Source organism: Sphingomonas xinjiangensis (assembly GCF_014199255.1).
GTDB classification, from domain to species: domain Bacteria; phylum Pseudomonadota; class Alphaproteobacteria; order Sphingomonadales; family Sphingomonadaceae; genus Sphingomonas; species Sphingomonas xinjiangensis.
Genome location: NZ_JACIJF010000001.1, coordinates 139,197 through 156,139, shown reverse-complemented (window position 1 = coordinate 156,139; position 16,943 = coordinate 139,197). Strand labels below are relative to the sequence as shown.

The 16,943-nt window shown below is 66.0% G+C and carries 16 protein-coding genes and 2 tRNA genes; 11 read left to right on the top strand and 7 right to left on the bottom strand.

Going from position 1 to position 16,943, the window contains the following annotated elements:
- Nucleotides 1–2: 2 nt before the first annotated feature.
- Nucleotides 3–401: a hypothetical protein gene (locus FHT02_RS00865; RefSeq protein ID WP_184083288.1), complete on the bottom strand. Its 399-nt coding sequence runs from the start codon at nucleotides 399–401 to the stop codon at nucleotides 3–5.
- The gene (locus FHT02_RS00860) at nucleotides 398–2,383 is read right to left on the bottom strand and encodes a putative bifunctional diguanylate cyclase/phosphodiesterase (RefSeq protein ID WP_184083287.1); all 1,986 of its coding nucleotides are present in this window, start codon (nucleotides 2,381–2,383) and stop codon (nucleotides 398–400) included. The genes FHT02_RS00865 and FHT02_RS00860 overlap by 4 nt, the downstream gene beginning before the upstream one ends.
- Nucleotides 2,384–2,463: 80 nt before the next feature.
- Between FHT02_RS00860 and moaA the strand changes: the two genes are divergently transcribed.
- The 7 genes from moaA (at nucleotide 2,464) to FHT02_RS00825 (ending at nucleotide 6,297) form a co-directional block, all read left to right on the top strand.
- Nucleotides 2,464–3,480, top strand: a complete 1,017-nt coding sequence (gene moaA / locus FHT02_RS00855; protein WP_184083286.1) for a GTP 3',8-cyclase MoaA — start codon at nucleotides 2,464–2,466, stop codon at nucleotides 3,478–3,480.
- Nucleotides 3,477–4,244: an NAD kinase gene (locus FHT02_RS00850; RefSeq protein WP_184083285.1), complete on the top strand. Its 768-nt coding sequence runs from the start codon at nucleotides 3,477–3,479 to the stop codon at nucleotides 4,242–4,244. Before moaA ends, FHT02_RS00850 begins: the two co-directional genes overlap by 4 nt.
- Nucleotides 4,245–4,294: 50 nt before the next feature.
- Nucleotides 4,295–4,369 (top strand) — tRNA-Asn (locus FHT02_RS00845).
- Between the two features lie 52 nt (nucleotides 4,370–4,421).
- Nucleotides 4,422–4,496 (top strand) — tRNA-Asn (locus FHT02_RS00840).
- 68 nt (nucleotides 4,497–4,564) lie between these two features.
- Nucleotides 4,565–4,990: a secondary thiamine-phosphate synthase enzyme YjbQ gene (locus FHT02_RS00835; RefSeq protein ID WP_221239234.1), complete on the top strand. Its 426-nt coding sequence runs from the start codon at nucleotides 4,565–4,567 to the stop codon at nucleotides 4,988–4,990.
- A 49-nt stretch (nucleotides 4,991–5,039) separates the two neighbouring features.
- Nucleotides 5,040–5,555: a phosphoribosyltransferase gene (locus tag FHT02_RS00830; RefSeq protein ID WP_184083284.1), complete on the top strand. Its 516-nt coding sequence runs from the start codon at nucleotides 5,040–5,042 to the stop codon at nucleotides 5,553–5,555.
- 130 nt (nucleotides 5,556–5,685) lie between these two features.
- On the top strand, nucleotides 5,686–6,297 hold the full coding sequence (locus tag FHT02_RS00825; RefSeq protein WP_184083283.1) for a CC0125/CC1285 family lipoprotein: 612 nt from the start codon (nucleotides 5,686–5,688) through the stop codon (nucleotides 6,295–6,297).
- 95 nt (nucleotides 6,298–6,392) lie between these two features.
- On the opposite strand, the gene secA is transcribed toward FHT02_RS00825, so the two are convergent.
- The 3 genes from secA to FHT02_RS00810 form a co-directional block, all read right to left on the bottom strand.
- Nucleotides 6,393–9,134 carry a preprotein translocase subunit SecA gene (secA, locus tag FHT02_RS00820; RefSeq protein ID WP_184083282.1) on the bottom strand — a complete coding sequence of 914 codons (2,742 nt, stop codon included), beginning with the start codon at nucleotides 9,132–9,134 and terminating at the stop codon, nucleotides 6,393–6,395.
- Nucleotides 9,135–9,244: 110 nt separating this feature from the next.
- The gene (locus FHT02_RS00815) at nucleotides 9,245–9,505 is read right to left on the bottom strand and encodes a hypothetical protein (protein WP_184083280.1); all 261 of its coding nucleotides are present in this window, start codon (nucleotides 9,503–9,505) and stop codon (nucleotides 9,245–9,247) included.
- 117 nt (nucleotides 9,506–9,622) lie between these two features.
- A complete protein-coding gene (locus FHT02_RS00810; RefSeq protein WP_184083278.1) occupies nucleotides 9,623–10,570 on the bottom strand; it encodes a DMT family transporter in 948 nt (315 codons plus the stop codon).
- Nucleotides 10,571–10,770: 200 nt separating this feature from the next.
- On the opposite strand from FHT02_RS00810, the gene argJ reads away from it, so the two are divergent.
- From argJ to FHT02_RS00795, 4 genes are read left to right on the top strand one after another with little or no spacing between them, the layout of a single operon-like run.
- Nucleotides 10,771–11,991 (top strand): bifunctional glutamate N-acetyltransferase/amino-acid acetyltransferase ArgJ, encoded by a 1,221-nt coding sequence (argJ, locus tag FHT02_RS00805; RefSeq protein WP_184083276.1) that lies wholly within the window; start codon nucleotides 10,771–10,773, stop codon nucleotides 11,989–11,991.
- Between the two features lie 4 nt (nucleotides 11,992–11,995).
- Nucleotides 11,996–12,607: a glutathione S-transferase family protein gene (locus tag FHT02_RS00800; protein WP_184083274.1), complete on the top strand. Its 612-nt coding sequence runs from the start codon at nucleotides 11,996–11,998 to the stop codon at nucleotides 12,605–12,607.
- Nucleotides 12,608–12,618: 11 nt separating this feature from the next.
- The gene (locus FHT02_RS22355) at nucleotides 12,619–12,708 is read left to right on the top strand and encodes a GFA family protein (RefSeq protein ID WP_484592912.1); all 90 of its coding nucleotides are present in this window, start codon (nucleotides 12,619–12,621) and stop codon (nucleotides 12,706–12,708) included.
- A gap of 10 nt (nucleotides 12,709–12,718) precedes the next feature.
- Nucleotides 12,719–13,030, top strand: coding sequence for a GFA family protein (locus tag FHT02_RS00795; protein WP_184083272.1), 312 nt, complete (start codon nucleotides 12,719–12,721; stop codon nucleotides 13,028–13,030).
- Nucleotides 13,031–13,066: 36 nt separating this feature from the next.
- Here FHT02_RS00795 and trxA read toward each other — a convergent pair whose 3' ends face one another.
- Entirely contained in the window at nucleotides 13,067–13,387 is a 321-nt protein-coding gene (gene trxA, locus FHT02_RS00790; RefSeq protein ID WP_184083270.1) for a thioredoxin, read from the bottom strand.
- 55 nt (nucleotides 13,388–13,442) lie between these two features.
- Complete coding sequence (addA, locus tag FHT02_RS00785; RefSeq protein WP_184083268.1) at nucleotides 13,443–16,871, bottom strand: double-strand break repair helicase AddA; 3,429 nt, start codon at nucleotides 16,869–16,871, stop codon at nucleotides 13,443–13,445.
- Nucleotides 16,872–16,943: the final 72 nt, after the last annotated feature.

The window sequence follows — 16,943 nt, the reverse complement described above, 5'->3', positions numbered from 1 at the left end:
GATTAGAGCGGAAGGAGGAGTTCTTCTTCCGTTTCCAACTCGGCCTCGCTGAACTTCTCACGAATCATTGCGAAGCCGCCGCTAAGGCCTTTGAGGTGCCAACGCCCGCGGATCTCCGTCGCGTCAGCGTTGACTGCGCCGGCATAGCGGACGGCATGCGCCAGCCGGCCACTGGCGTCATATTGCTTCACCCACGCGATGCTGCTGCCGCTACGCTCCCCGCGCACCAGCGCGCGCAGCACGCCTTCCCCGCCATCCGCGTCAGGCTCGCTGATCGTGCCAGTAATCGCCCCGCCCTGTTCTTCCAGCATCGCGATGAAACGGTTCGGTGCCACTTGCGGCTGCTCGGCGTCCCAGCGCCCATACCAGACGCCGCCGACATCCTGCTGATTGCCGCTCATGCCTGCACCAACTGCGCAAGCGCCGGCACGTCCAGCGGTTCCGAGCACAGATAACCTTGGAAATACTGGCACCCTTCCTTCGCAAGTAGATCCAACTGGGCCTCTGTCTCGACACCCTCGGCAACTACCGAAAGGCCTAGGGAGCGTGCCATGTCGATTACGCCGCGTACGACGACCCGATCACGGTGCGATCCGGTGATGTCGTGGCTCAGCCGCTTGTCGATCTTGAGATAATCGAGTGGCAGCGCCTTGAGATACGCCAGGCTGGAATAACCCGTGCCGAAATCGTCGATGGCCACCCGGCACCCCGCAGCGCGCAATTCGGATAGGAGCCGCGCCGCCTCAGTCAAGTCGGCCATGATGCCGGTTTCGGTGATCTCCACCGTCAGGCGCGAACGCGGGAAGCCGCTCGCGTCGACGCGCCCGAGCAGGCTCTCCACGAAGCCCGCCCGCCCTACATCCGCAGCGGTCACGTTGACCGACAATCGCAGACCCGACAGCAGCGAAGGCCATTGTGCGCTGCCGGACAGCGCCCGGCGCTGAATGGTGTCGCTGAGCGCGGCTTCCAGCCCCGCCCGCTCGGCGGCGGCGAACAGCGCCTCGGCGCCGATCTCGCCAAGCTCAGGATGATTCCACCGCGCCAGCGCCTCCACGCCGATGATCTTGCCCGAGGCGATTTCCACCTGCGGCTGATAGCGGATGGTGATCTCGCCGCGCTCTAACGCCCGGTGCAATTCATTGGCGAGTTGCTCCACCGGGGGCCCGGCGGGGTCGCCCCGCACCTCCTTGCCTAGCAGTGCCTCGCTGGCCCGCCGCAGGATTGTCGCCGCAGAATCGCCCGCCTCACTCACTGCCGTGGCAAGCCGCGCGCCTATGGGGGTGATCGCGCCACGCACCACGAACGGGCGGCCTAACGCTTCCTCAAGCCGGACGACCCCCTGCTCCAGCCGCGCTCCAGCGGCCATGTCGGTGGCAACCAGGAACTCCGACCCCGCAATCCGGGCGATGATCGCCGATCCGCCCAATGCCTCGCGCGACACTTCGCTGACGCGCTTTGACACTGCCCGCAGCAGCTCGTCCCCAACGTCACGGCCATATGCGGTGTTGACCGTGTCGAACCGGCTCATGCCGATCAGCACGACGGCAAGCCCTGCGCCTTCCCCCAGTCGCCGATCGATCCATCGGCGTGCGCTCGGCCCGTCGCGTGCGCCGGTGAGCAGATCGCGAACCGCAGAGGAGGCGTCGGGAGCCACGCCCAACGCCTCAACCAGCACGTCGAGGCGCCCCGTGTCCGGATCGTGTTGCAGATGCTGCACCATGCGGCCGACGCCTGGCAGATCATGCGCAAAGGCAGTGGACCCGCCAGTTCGCCTCAATCGCCGCAACGCCGCGCGAAGCAACAGCCGATCCGGCGCTTCCAGCCGGCGCAGCATCGCGCGGAGGCCGGGCGCTTCCGTGAGACCCAGCAGATTGGCGAGCGCTGGCGTGAGCTGCGGCGCCCCTATTTCAGGATCGAAACGCCACCCAAGCGGTTCAGCGGCGCCACCGCCATCCTTGCCCCAGCCCGTCAGCCGCTCGGCATGCCGAAACGCGAATCGGATTGCATGGGCCATGGCAGCGGATGACATCGGGCTACTCAGGAAATGCGTCGCACCGGCATCGTAAAAGTGGCGCATATGCACCGTATCGCTCTGCGAGATCAGGATCAGCATCGCCGCACCATGCTGCTCGATGGTCGGTCCCAGAGCCTTGGCCGCGGCAAGCCCCTCGGACATCGCCCCCCGTGCATCCACTACTGCCACCGCTGCGCCGCTCGCCAGAAAGCGTTGGTCCACCCCCTCGGCCCGGCGCGCTGCGATCACGCGCCAGCCGCCGCTCGCCGCCGCTGCCGCAACTTCGTCGCGCTGGCGGAACGACAGGATGAAAACCGGCACTTCGGAGTCCGATGGTTCATTCGCGACCACGGTGAAACTGTCTTCCATTTGGCAATCGATAGCGGCAACGCATCCCCTTGCCCATCCGAAGGGTTGTTTGCGCGATCCGAAGTGCTTACCCCAGCGACATGGCCAGTGCCGTCCCTGTCTCCGTGCCTGAGAAACTGGTGGACCGGCATGGCCGGGCGATCACCTATCTTCGGATTTCCGTCACGGACCGCTGCGATCTGCGATGCCGCTATTGCATGGCGGAACAGATGACCTTTCTGCCGCGTGCTGCGCTGCTCGATTTGGAAGAGATCGCGCTTATTGCGGAGCGGTTCATCGCCCGCGGCGTGACCAAGATACGGCTGACGGGCGGCGAGCCGCTGGTCCGCCGCGACATGCTGGAGCTGGTTGCGCGGCTCGGCCGTTCGCTCGGCCATGGCCTGGATGAACTGACGCTCACCACCAACGGCACTCGCCTGGCGCAACATGCCGAAGCGCTGTTCGATGCAGGCGTTCGCCGCCTGAACGTCAGCATGGACAGCCGGGATGCCGCGACATTCCGCCACATCACGCGCCACGGCGACATTGAACAGGTTCTAGGTGGCATCCGTGCCGCCGCAGAGGCGGGCCTTGCGGTCAAGATCAACATGGTCGCGCTGAACGGGCTGAACGACCAGGAGATCGCGCCGATGCTCGCCTGGTGCATCGACCAGGGTCATGACCTGACGCTTATCGAAACCATGCCGCTCGGCCAGATCGACGAAGACCGTGCCGACCGCTTTCTGCCGCTCACACGGGTGTTCGACGATCTGCGCGCCCGGTTCGACCTGAAGTTCGATAATCGCAGCACCGGCGGTCCCGCACGCTATTGGCGGGTCGCGAGCACCGCCACGCGGCTCGGCCTTATATCTCCGCTGACCGGCAATTTTTGCGCGAGCTGCAACCGCGTCCGCCTCTCCACCGATGGCAAGCTCCATATGTGCCTGGGCCATGACGACTCGGTCGATCTCCGGGCAGCGATACGCAGCGGCGGCCTGGCTGAGGTGGATGCGCGCATTTCGGAAGCGCTGGACCTAAAACCCGCAGCACATGATTTCCGTATCGAGCGCGGCGCCGCCCCGGCGGTTGCCCGGCACATGAGCGTCACCGGCGGATGACGCCGACTGCGCTCGTCGCTTCGCCGACATCCCCTGCCCAGGTCGCCGAGGACGAACTGCGCCAGGCATATGACTGGGTGACGCTGGAGGAAGCCGAACAGGTCGTTGCGCTCGGCGGCGATGGCTTCATGCTGCAAACGCTGCACGCGATGCTCGAACGGCGCCGAACCGTGCCCGTCTTCGGGATGAACCTCGGCACGGTCGGCTTTCTGATGAACGACTGGCGCTTGGAAGGGCTGGGCGAGCGGCTGACGCGAGCGAAGCCGTTCCGTGTCTCTTCGCTCACCATGACGGCGGTGACTGTAAGCGGTGAGCATTGCCGTCTCCCCGCGATCAACGAAGTCTCGCTGCTTCGCGAAACGCGTCAGACCGCCAAGCTGGAAGTGACGGTTAACGACCGCGTCGTTCTCCCCGAACTGGTCTGCGACGGCATTCTGGTCGCGACCCCCGCCGGATCCACGGCCTACAACCTTTCGGCACAAGGCCCGATCCTGCCGCTCGGGTCGGCGCTGCTCGCCCTCACACCGATCAGCCCCTTCCGCCCTCGCCGCTGGCGCGGCGCCATTCTGCCCGAAAAGACGCGCATCGCAATCCGCGTGCTGGAAGCGGACAAGCGGCCGGTGTCGGCCGTCGCTGACCAGCGCGAGGTGCGGGAAGTTTGCGAAGTGCGCGTCGAAATCGACCAGACCCGCGACCTGACCTTGTTGTTCGATCCTGAGCATGCGCTCGACGACCGCATCACCATGGAGCAATTCATCGCCTGAGCGGCTTGCATCTCCAAAAACAGCAGCTATAGACGCCCCCCACGGCTTGTTCCCTGATAGCTCAGCGGTAGAGCTCTCGACTGTTAATCGAGCGGCCGTAGGTTCGAATCCTACTCAGGGAGCCAGCCGTCGGCCCAGCGCCGGCGGCAGGCATAAGCAGCTGTGGAACATTGGTATTCCCTGATAGCTCAGCGGTAGAGCTCTCGACTGTTAATCGAGCGGCCGTAGGTTCGAATCCTACTCAGGGAGCCACTGCTTGGGTCAAGCACCTCCACGCGCTGACTGGCACCCAAGGTGCGCTAGCTGCTAGCAGACACGCCATGCAGCCGATCCGCCAGACCACCCACATCCTCCGCATCGACACTCGGCGACAGGGTCTCGTCGAGATCACCCGCCCCGTCGTGGCCTGGGTGGCGGCGCAGGAATTGAACGAGGGGCTTCTCACCCTGTTCTGCCGTCACACATCGGCCTCGCTGCTCATTCAGGAAAACGCCGCCCCCGAGGTACGCAGCGATCTGGAGGCGTGGGTCGCGCGCTTGGCGCCGGAGGGTGCCCACTACGCGCATGACGACGAAGGGCCTGACGACATGCCCGCGCATCTTCGCGCCACATTGACGGGCATCCAGCTATCGATCCCGCTGATCAGAGGGCAACTCGCGCTCGGCACGTGGCAGGGCATCTACCTGTTTGAGCACCGCCGGCGCCCGCACCACCGCGACGTGGCGCTGCATCTGCTGGGCAACTGATCCGCCACTCCGGCTTGCGGCTCACCCTCGCCCCTGCGATGCTGGTGCCATGAGCGAGATCGTCTTCACCCATTTGCCGCACGAGGATCTGGTCGCGGGTGTCCATGCGATCGCCGACGCCGCGGCGCACTGGTCACCGACCCTGCTGGTCGGCGTCGGACGCGGCGGGCTCGTCCCGGCCGTGTACCTCTCCCACCGCATGGGCCTGCCGACGGTGTCGATCGATCATTCCAGCGGCATCGCTGCTTTCGGCGCGGATCGCCTGGCTCCCCTGGCGGCGCTTACCCGCAACGGCGAGCGTTTGTTGCTCGTCGAGGACATCAACGACACCGGCGGGACCATCGGCACGCTCCGTGCCGCGCTCGCCGCGCACGATGCGCGCGCAGACAATATCCGCTTCGCCGTGCTGCTCGACAATATCCGTTCGGGCCAGCGCACAGACTATGCGTTTCGCGCGATCGACCGCGACGTTACCAAGGACTGGTTCGTGTTCCCCTGGGAAGCGGTCGCCCCCAAGGCGTCGATTGACCATGATGCGGCGGAAGTACCTGAAAGAATTGCCTGAATGCGCCTCGTTCACCTGCCGTCAATCGGCGAAAGTGCACAGCTCACCGCATTCGCGTACGGACATTTCCTCCCGGATACGCGTTACTCCAGCAAGAACTCAGAACAACAAGATCGAGATTGGAGAATCCATGCCGAATCCTAATCTTCGCCGTCGGCGCCTCGCGCGCCTCGGCGCCGTCATAGCGGGCAGCCTCGCGCTGGCCTCGTGCATGACTGCGACACCCTACCGGCCCGCGGTCGGCACCGGCTCGTCCGCGACCGGCTATTCGGACCAGCAGATCGAAAGCAATCGCTTCCGTGTCAGCTTCGCGGGCAACAGCCTGACCTCCCGCGAGACGGTGGAGCGCTACCTGCTCTTCCGCGCCGCCGAACTCACCGTCCAGAACGGCGCCGACTATTTCGTCCTTGCCGACCGTGACACCGAGAAGAAGACCCGCACCTATGCCACGCCGGGCGCCGGCGGCTTTGGCGGCGGCTTCTATGGCGGCCCATGGGGCGGCTGGGGTCCGTCGTGGCGCTATTATCGTCCGCGCTTCGGCTGGCGCAGCTGGGACCCCTTCTGGGGCGACCCGTTCTTCGACCGCAGCGTCGATATCCGCACGGTCGAGCAGTATGAAGCCGTTGCGGAAATCGTGACCGGCCGCGGCCCGAAGCCGTCGGATAATGTCCGCGCCTTCGATGCACGCGAAGTGCTCAATCGCCTGGGCCCGACGATTCAGACGCCGCAACAGGGCCGCTGATCGAAGCACCAGTACTAAAAAGCCCTCCCGGAGCCTGCTCCGGGAGGGCTTTTTCGTGCCCGACTCGCTCACCCGCTACGGGCAAGCGGCAGCGCTTACGCCACCGCGCCGTGGCAATGCTTGTACTTCTGCCCCGAGCCGCACGGACACGGCGCATTGCGGCTAACCAGTCCGTCCCACTGTGACGGATCGGTACCCAACCCCTCGCCCGAAGGCTGCGGGATGCCCATTTGCGGCAGCCGAGTGGTGATCAGCCCCTGTGCACCCGCATCATAGTCATAGCTGTCGTCCTCGCCGGTGAACGGGTCGATATGCGATGTGAGGAAGTCGGGCAGTTCCGGCAGGTCCTGCGGCGGAGCCATGCTGAACTGGGCGTGCGCCAGTGTGCGCGTCACATCCTCACGGATGTTGATCAGCATCCGCTCGAACAGCGCGAACGCTTCATGCTTATACTCGTTGAGCGGCGTCTTCTGCGCATAGGCACGCAAGTGAACCACCTGTCGCAATGCGTCGAGTGTCGCCAGATGCTCTTTCCAGTGATGGTCCAGGTTCTGGAGCAGGATCGACTTCTCGATCTGGCCCCAGGTCTCAGGCTCCAAATCGGCGGCCTTGGCGTTCACATGCGCGTCGGCCATTTCGCGGATACGCTCCTCGACTGTCTCCGGCTCGATGGCTTCTTCCGCGGCGATCCAGTCGGCCAGCGGCACGTCGACGCCCAACGTCGCGCTCACCTTCTCAGTCAGTCCTACCACGTCCCACTGCTCGGGATAGCTGTTGGGCGGGCACGCCTCGCCGACCAGCCCGTTGACGGTCTCCCGGCGCATATCCTCGACCACATCGCCGATCGTGTCGGCATCCATGATGTCGGCGCGTTGCTCGTAAATGACCTTGCGCTGGTCGTTCATGACGTCGTCATACTCGACGACTTGCTTGCGGATGTCGTAGTTGCGCGCCTCAACCTTCTTCTGCGCGGTCTCGATCGCCTTGGTCAGCCACTTGCTGCCGATCGCCTCGCCATCCTCGATGTTGTTGCGCATCATCTTGGAGAACAGCGTGTTCGATCCGAAGATGCGCAGCAGATCGTCGTCCAGGCTCAGATAGAAGCGGCTCAGGCCCGGATCGCCCTGGCGGCCCGAACGGCCGCGCAGCTGGTTGTCGATGCGGCGGCTCTCGTGGCGCTCAGTGCCGAGCACGAACAGGCCTCCAGCCTCGCGCACCCGGTCCTTTTCGGCTGCGATCTCGCGGCGGATTTCGTCCACCCGGGCATCGCGCTCCGCGCCCTCCGGCATGTCGCCCAGTTCTTCGTGTATGCGGAACTCGAGGTTACCGCCCAGCTGAATGTCGGTGCCGCGGCCAGCCATGTTCGTGGCGATCGTCACCGCGCCCAGCCGCCCGGCCTGTGCGACGATGCCGGCTTCCAGCTCGTGATGCCGGGCGTTCAGCACCGAATGCTCGACGCCTTCCTTGTTCAGGAACTCGCTCAGCAGCTCGGACTTCTCGATCGACACGGTACCGACCAGCACCGGCTGGCCCTTGGCCGAATGGATCTTGATCTTCTTGGCGATCGCCGCGAACTTTTCCTCGGTGGTCTTGTAGAACTCGTCTTCCTCGTCGACCCGGCGGACCGGAACGTTCGTAGGGATCGAGACTACGTTCATCTTGTAAATGTCGAAGAATTCGGGCGCCTCGGTCGCGGCGGTGCCGGTCATGCCCGAAAGCTTGGGGTACATACGGAAATAGTTCTGGAAGGTGATGCTCGCGAGCGTCTGGTTCTCCGGCTCGATCGTCACGCCTTCCTTGGCTTCGACCGCCTGGTGCAGCCCTTCCGACCAGCGCCGGCCGTTCATCATGCGGCCGGTGAACTCGTCGATGATCACCACCTTGCCGTCGCGGACGATGTAATCGATATCGCGCTTGAACAGCACATTGGCGCGCAGCGCCTGGTTCAAGTGGTGCACCGCCTGAGTGTTCTCGAAATCGTATAGGTTCGCACCTTGCAGCAGCCCGGCCGCCTCCAGCGCGCGCTCTGCCTTTTCGGTGCCATCCTCGGTCAGGATGACGGTGCGCTGCTTCTCGTCCTTCTCGTAATCGTCGGGGTGGAACTGCTTCACCACCGCGTCGACGCCCATATAAAGATCGGACTTGTCGTCGGTCGGACCCGAGATGATCAGCGGGGTGCGCGCCTCGTCGATCAGCACCGAGTCCACTTCGTCGACAATCGCCATGGCGAAGGGCCGCTGCACCATGGATGCGCGATCATATTTCATGTTGTCGCGCAGGTAATCGAAGCCGAACTCGTTGTTCGTGCCATAGGTGATGTCCGAGCCATAAGCGTCGCGGCGCTGCTGGTCGCTCAGGTCGGGCACGATCACGCCGGTGGTCAGCCCCAGAAAGCCATAGATCTGGCTCATCGACTCCGCGTCGCGGCGGGCCAGATAGTCGTTGACCGTGATGACGTGCACGCCCTCGCCCGGCAGGGCGTTCAGGTACACGGCCAGCGTCGCCACCAGCGTCTTGCCTTCGCCGGTCCGCATTTCAGCGATCTCGCCACGATGGAGCACGATGCCGCCGATCATCTGCACGTCGAAATGGCGCATGCCCATCACCCGCACCGATGCTTCGCGCACGGTGGCGAACGCCTCCGGCAGGATCGAGTCGAGCTTCTCGCCATTGGCCAGCCGCTCGCGGAACAGCACCGTCTGATTGGCGAGCGTCGCGTCATCCATCGCCTGCAGCGTGGGCTCAAACGCGTTGATTTTGTTGACGATGGCGCCAAGCGACTTGACGTACCGATCGTTTGAGGAGCCGAAAAAGGTCTTGGCCAATCCGCCGAGCATGGGAATTTCCTGTGATCTGAATGTGGGTCATGCGGGCGCGGCAAGCGGCCTGCGTCCGTTGAGTCGATGAAAAGGACATGCGCGGCGCCGGTCGAGGAGCCGCAGGCGCGTTATTCGAGCCGCCGCTCGAAGCGCTGGCTGGCGGACACCGGCGCCGGCGTCCGCGACACTGCCCAGCGTTGGCCCAACGGAGTAAGCGACTGCGCTATCCCGGCAGTCGGCTGTACTGCCTCGGCGCGCTGGGCAACCGCCTGCGCGGCCTTGCTCGCCTGCACCACCGCGATGCCCTGCACTTGGCGTGCCCGCGCATCGCCCGAACCGATCCCGGTCAGGCTGGCGAACAACGCAGTCAGGAGAAGCAGCAGGTCCAAAGGGGCTCTCGTCCAGGCGGAAGGCTGGGACATAATGCGCCCCCGGCCATTCGTCCAACCCAAAGCGTGCAATTTCCGCGGCAGTCGGCGCGACCGCTCGCACCGCGGCGTCGCTCGTCAGGCCGGCCCCTCCTCCGCTGCCCGGTACGAACGCGGCCGAGTCTCGACCAGACTGAACAGGCCCACGCCGCCAAGAACGCACGCCGTCCCCAACGCCTCGGGCCAGCCGAACGGCTCGCCCAACACCATGATCGCAACGCCGATCGTCACCACAGGACTGATCGTCGAAACGATGGCCGTGCTCTGCGCGCCTATTCTGGCTGTGCCCGCAGACATCAGGAACGCAGGCACCACAGTTGAGAAGACGGCCAGCGCCACGATCAACGCCCATGCACCTCGCGGTGGGACCAGCGCCGTGGCCGGATGTGTTGCGAAGAAGCCGAGCAACGCCGTGATCCCAGCCGAGCCCATGGCGATGGCAGTGAACAACGAAGCTCCGCAACGTACGATAAGCTCGCGTGCGAACAACTGGTACAGGGCGAAGGTTGCCGCCGCTGTGGCGACGAGGCCCCCACCGATCAGCGCTGCCGGCCCGAGCCTGGTCGGCTCGGCTGCGAACATCACGAACAAGCCGACATAGCTGAGACCGGCGCCGAGCAGGGCATGCGCACGAAGCGGGTGTCCCAGCAACAATCGTCCGAACAGAATTACCAGAAAGGGATAGGTGAACAGGATCAAACGCTCGATCTGCGCGTCCAGCGTTTGCAGACCCTCGAAGTCCAGCCACGATGAAACATAATAGCCCAGGATGCCGACCAGCATGGCCAGGCAGAAGGTCCGCGCATCCGGTCGCGCACGTCGGTCTAATCGCAGCCATTGATGCACGCCCACCAGCGCGAACACCGGAACGGCCAACACCATGCGCATCGCCAGCAGGCTCGTCGTGTCGATACCATAGCGGTAGATCAGCTTGATGAGGACGCCCTTGATCGCAAACAGCATTGCGCCCGCCGCGGACAAGGCGAAGCCGGTGATGCGCCATGCGCGCGGGTGCGTGTCGGTCATCGTTAGGGAGTCTGCCTCGCGTTCGTGGCACCGACGACACGGCGCGATACACAAATACCGGCAGCGATCGCCCTGCATAGGCTAAACCGAAGAAGGATTGCGCGAATACACCGGCAACGTCTCCACCCCGGCTGCGCGCTGCCATCCAGGCACGGGGCCGACATTTGCCGCCCGCGTCCAACTTGGGTAGGCGCGGAAGCATGGAAACCTCGCCCCTCGCACTTCCCTTTCCCGCCCTGCCCGCCATCGCCGGCGTTACGCCCCGCGTCGCCCGTGCCCGGTACAAGAATTGGGACCGTTGCGACCTGACCTTCGTCACGCTGGAGCCGGGCACCAGCGTCGCGGGTGTGCTGACCAACAGCAAATGCCCGTCCCCCGAAGTGGAATGGTGCCGCAAGGCGCTGGTGCTGGGCCGCGCGCGAGCGCTGGTGGTCAACGCGGGCAATTCCAACGCCTTCACCGGCAATCGCGGCCGTGCCGCTGTGGAAGCGATCGCCGCACGCGCCGCCGCGCATCTCGGCTGCGAACCGTCGGACATCTTCGTGTCGTCGACCGGGGTGATCGGCGTCCCGCTGCCGATCGACAAGGCTGAAGCCGGCCTCGACGCTGCCTTCACTGCTGAGCCTGCCAGCTGGGAAGCCGCCGCCGAGACGATCATGACCACCGACACCTTTGCCAAGGCGGCGGTCACCAGCGCGGTGGTCGACGGCCGCACCGTCAACCTGGTCGGCATCATCAAGGGCTCCGGGATGATCGCGCCCGACATGGCAACGATGCTCGGCTTCATCTTCACCGATGCGGCAGTCGATCCGGTCTTCCTTCAGCGCGCGCTCGCCGACGCCAATACGCGCACTTTTTCGTGCATCACCGTCGACGGCGACACCTCGACCAGCGACACCGTGCTCGCCTTCGCGACCGGTAAGGCAGGCAATGCGCCGCTCACCAGCGAGGAGGATGCCGGCGCCGACGCCTTTCGCGCCGCGCTCGCCGATCTCTGCCACCAGCTTGCTTTGCTCGTCGTGCGCGATGGCGAAGGCGCGACCAAGCTGATCCAGATCGATGTCGAGGGGGCCGAGAGCGACCGCAGCGCTCATCGCATTGCCCTGTCGATCGCCAACTCGCCGTTGGTGAAGACCGCCATCGCCGGCGAGGACGCCAATTGGGGCCGCGTCGTCATGGCCGTGGGCAAAGCCGGCGAACCCGCCGAGCGCGACAAGCTCGCCATCCGCTTCGGCACCACCCAGGTTGCTCGCGAAGGGCTCGCGGTCGAGGGCTATGACGAAGCGCCCGTCGCCGCCCACTTGAAGGGGAAGGAAATCGAGATCGGCGTCGATCTGGGTCTCGGTGAGGGACATGCCAAAGTCTGGACCTGCGACCTCACCCACGGCTACATTTCAATCAACGCCGATTATCGGAGCTGATAAAATGCTGACGATCTGGGGCCGCCTCAACTCGCACAATGTGAAGAAGGTCGCCTGGTTCGCCGAGGAACTGGACATCCCCTATGTCCGCCACGATGTCGGCGGGGCGTTCGGCATGGACACCGCGTATCTCGAAAAGAACCCCAACGCGCTGATCCCCACCATCGAAGATGGCGATGTCGTGCTTTGGGAATCGAACGCGATCCTGCGCTACCTCGCTGCGCGCCGCGGCGCGGACCGTTTCTGGCCCACCGATCCGTCGGAGCGCGCGCTCGCCGACCGCTGGATGGACTGGCAGTTCGGCTATGCCGACGCTCAACGCGACGCGTTCCTCAACTTGATCCGGAGAACCCCGGATCAGCGGGACGCCGCGGCGATCACCCGCTCGGCAGCGGCTTGTTCCAAGCAGATGGCGATCCTCGACCGCTATCTTGCCGAAACGCCATGGCTGTCGGGCGACGCCTTCGGCATCGGCGACGTGCCCATGGGTGTGTACGCCTATACTTGGTTCACGCTTCCGATCGACCGGCCCCGGCTGGAACATGTCGAAGCCTGGTACGCTAGGCTTCGCGAGCGGCCCGGATATATCAGCCAGGTGATGATTCCGCTCAGCTGAGGAGAGCGCGAGTGAAGGGCGGATGCTTCTGCGGCGCGGTACGCTATCGACTCGACGGCACGCCTTATGACACCGGCTGGTGTCACTGCCGCATCTGCTAAAAGATATCAGGTGCCGGCGCTTGTGTTCACTACGGTAAAACTGGCCGACTATGTCCTTGAGCAGGGCGAGGACGCAATTGGTCGGGTAAAGACCACAGAATTCGGCGAGCGCAGCTTCTGCACCCGCTGCGGCACTCCGCTCACCATCCATGTCGACTTCCAAGGCGACGAGATCGACGTCACCGCCGCAACGCTGGACGATCCGGCGCAGGTCACGCCCGGATTTCACATCTTCTACGCGGAGCGCCTGTCCTGGAACGAAGCCGGCGACGACCTCCCGCGCTACGATGGCTGGCGCCCGGAAACGCGCGGGCGGGAATAAAGAAAGGCGGGACCCGCGAGCCCCGCCTTGTTCAGATCAGAGCTCGCGCTCGATCCACTGCTTGATGCCGCTCTTGGGCATCGCGCCGACCTGCGTCGCCGCGGGCTGGCCGTTCTTGAACAGGATCATCGTCGGGATGCCGCGCACGCCGTACTTGGTCGGCGCGTCGGGGTTCTCGTCGATGTCGAGCTTCACGATGTTGACCTTGTCGCCCAGTTCGGACGCCAGTTCCTCCAGCGCCGGGGCGATCATGCGGCACGGTCCGCACCACTCGGCCCAGAAGTCGACGAGCACCGGCTTGTCGGCCTGGAGCACATCGGCTTCGAAGCTGGCATCGGTGGTGGGCTGCGTAGCCATGGTAACGGTCTCCTGATTGTCGTGAGCGCTTATCTATGTGCGCCGGGTGGCCGGCTCAAGCGCGCGCGGTCAAGCTTTGCTCCGTGTCCGCGAAGCCGGGCTTGTGCGCCGCCAACACCGCGTCGTCGAGCACGTGCAGCACCGGGCCCGCCGTGTATAGCAACGCTGCCTCCACGGCACGCCCGGGAAAGATCACCCGCAACGCCGCGGCATAGGCCGCCATCTGCCGCAGGTGATAGGCCGGAATATCCTGCGCCAAGCGCGGCGCCCGCCGCCCCGTTTTGAAATCCACCACCCGCACCCGATCCGCCGTGACCACCAGCCGGTCGACCGTGCCCGACACCACCAGCCCCTCGACCACCGCGGCAATCGGCGCCTCGGCCAGCGCATCGCGCGCGAACAGCTCGGCAAAGCGCGGGTCCTCGGTCACCGCCATCGCATCGGCGATCAAGCCCGCGCGCATCTCGGCATCTTCAACTCCACCGGCGCCCGCCAGCCAGCGATCCGCCACCACCGCACGCTCGCCCGGTGCCACGCTCGGCAGCCGCTCGAACAGTGCGTGCAGCACCCGCCCCCGCTCGGCCGCCAGCCGCATCTTGGGCGAAGGCGGCGGATCGGCCACCAGATCCTCGCCTAGCGACGATGGTGCCAGCGGTCGCGGCGGCCGCGCCTCCTCGGGTGCCGGCCGCGAAGCCCAGTCAGGCAGCGGGGCAACCGCCTCCGCGACCGCCTCCGCCCGCGCAGCAGGCGCCACCGGCTTGGCCGCGCTCAACCCGCGGAACTCGCGCACACCCTCACCTTCCGGCACCCCCAGCGCGTCGAACGCGCGCACGCACGCGCCATACCAGCTCTTCTCCGGCGGCACGCCCTTGGCCATCGGGCCCAGCGCCCCCGCGACCACCAGCCGCTCCTCCGCTCGCGTCGCGGCGACGTAGAACAGCCGCCAATGCTCCTGAAGCTCGCCTGCGGCCTCGGCCGCCACCGCTTCGCCCAGCGCCCCCGCCTGCTCGGCCGAGCGTGGACGAAAGATCGGGAATTTCGGCCCGTCATGCCCCTCGGGCGCCCACAGCAGGAAGTCGCGCGGGCTGCGCGTCGGGTCCACCGTCGCGTCGGCCAGGATCACCAGCGGCGCCTGCAAGCCCTTCGCCCCATGCGCCGTCATCACCCGCACCGAACCCTGGGGCTGCGCGGCGTCGCGCACGATCTCGACATCGCCGCGGTCGAACCAGTCGAGGAAGTGCTGCAACGACGGCGTTGCCAACTTCTCGAAATTCAGCGCCGCGTTCAGCAACTCCTCGATCGGATCGCGCGCCTCCTCGCCCAACCGCAGCAGCAGCTTGCGCCGCCCCTGCATCGCCCCGGACAATATCTCTTCCAGGAACCGGTACGGCGTTGCGATATCCGCCCGCGCCAGCAGCGCGTAGAGTGGCGCCAGCCGTTCCTCAGGCTGCGTCGCGCGCAAATGCCGCCACAGCCCGCCGCCCTCGCGCAGCGCCGCCGCCATCAGTTCGTCCTGGGTCCAGCCGATCAGCGGCGACACCAGCAGGCTGGCCAGCGAAAGATCATCCTCGGGCTGCAACGCAAAGCGGATCGCCGCGAGCAGGTCCTGCACCGCCAACGGCGCGTTCAGCCGCAGCCGGTCCACCCCCGCCACCGGCACCCCTTCGGCATAGAGCCGCGCGACGATCAGCGACGCCAGCTCGCCGCGCCGCTTCACCAGGATCATCACGTCCTCGGGCCGCAGCGTCCGCCCCTTGCTCTCCAGCTCGAGCGTGCCGACCCAGCCCTTGATCGCCCGCGCAATGTCTCCCGCCAGCTTCCGCGTGGCGTCGCTGACCCATTCCTCTTCCTCGGCCTCGGTCGCACCTTCCACTGTCGCGGGCCACAACGTCACCGTGCCCGGCCCCGGCACCTCGCTGGCATGCGGCTCCAGCGCGCTCATCGGCCCCATGCCGGGATCAGGCAGCTCGGCCAGCGCCATGTCGACAAACTCCAGCACCGGCTTGGTCGTGCGGAAGCTGTGCGTCAGCGACAGGTCCTCGATGCTCCGATCATCCAAATCGAACCCGGCATCGGGGTGTGTCTCCGCCAGCTGCCGGAACCGTTCGAACGCCGCTCTGAAATAGATCGGGTCGGTCCCCTGAAAGCCGAAGATCGCCTGCTTGTAATCCCCCACGGTGAACAGCGTGCGCACGCGGTCGCCCCGCGCGCCTTCGCCGGCAAAGAACTCGTCCGCCACCGCGCTTACGATCGCCCATTGCTGCGGATTGGTATCCTGCGCCTCGTCGATCAGCACATGCTCGGTCACCTGGTCGAGCTTGAAGCGCACCCATTCGCCCATGCCCGGCTGGCCCAGCAGTTCCACCGTGCGACGGATCAGGTCGTTGAAGTCGACCGCCCCCACCCGCCGCTTCGCCGCGGCATAGGTACGGGCATAGTCTCGCCCGGCTTCCAGCCCCTGCGCGAGCAGATCGGCGAAGTCCGCCTGCACCTTCATCGCCAGCAATTCGGCGCAACGCCCGTGCAGCCGCATCGCCACATCGGCATAGCCGGCATCCTGCGGCGCTTGCCCCTTGCCGAACGAGCGCGGATCGCCCTTGGCGGTCGCCCAAACCTGATGCAGCAGCGACAGCCCCTCGGCCCGCGCCGTGGCCGACAGCCCCAGCCATTTCGCGATCGCGTCGGCGCGCTCGAGTCCCTTGCCGGTGCCCCAGGCCGCGTTCATCGCCGCAATCTCGCGCAGGCTCGCACAGTCGAACCCGTCGTCGCCGCAGCACCGCTCCAGCTCCTCGGCAATGTCGCCGATCGGCAGCCCCAGCGAGCGCCGCAGGAACGGCTGTATCCCGACAGGCAAAGCCTCCAGCGCCTCGGCCGAATGCGCGCACGCCTTCAGGAACGCTTCGGCCTTGCCCTCCCCCAGCCTCAGGCTCAGCGCGCCGACTGCCTCGGTCAGCCCGCCCCGCCCCTCGCGCTCGGCATCGACCAGCATCTCGGCCAGGCTCTCGCGCGCCAGCACCGCCTCTTCGCGCTGGTCGAGCGGGCGGAACCCCGGCACCAATCCTGCCTCCAACGGAAAGGCCGACAGCAGCGACTGGCAGAAACTGTGGATCGTCTGGATGCGGATGCCACCCCCAGGCGCATCGAGCACCTTGGCGAAGAGGGTCCGCGCCCGCTGCCGCCCCTCGGGCGAAATGCTCTCGCCCAGCGCCTCCAGGTCGGCGGCAAGCTCGGCATCGCTCGCCCGCACCCACCGCGCCAGCCGGCTGGTGATCCGCTCGGACATTTCGGCGGCACCCGCCTTGGTAAAGGTCAGGCACAGGATCGCGCCGGGATCGACGCCGGCCAGCAACAGCCGCCATACCCGCGCCGCCAGCACCTGTGTCTTGCCCGTGCCTGCCGACGCCGACAGCCAGATATGCCGCGACGGATCGCTGGCGCGCCGCTGATTGCCCTTCAGCCGATGAAGCGGACGCACCTCAGCCACGAACGCACCCCCTGCGTTCCCCGGCGAAGGCCGGGGCCCAGTTGCGGTGAATAGGAGAAGGGGCAACCCCGC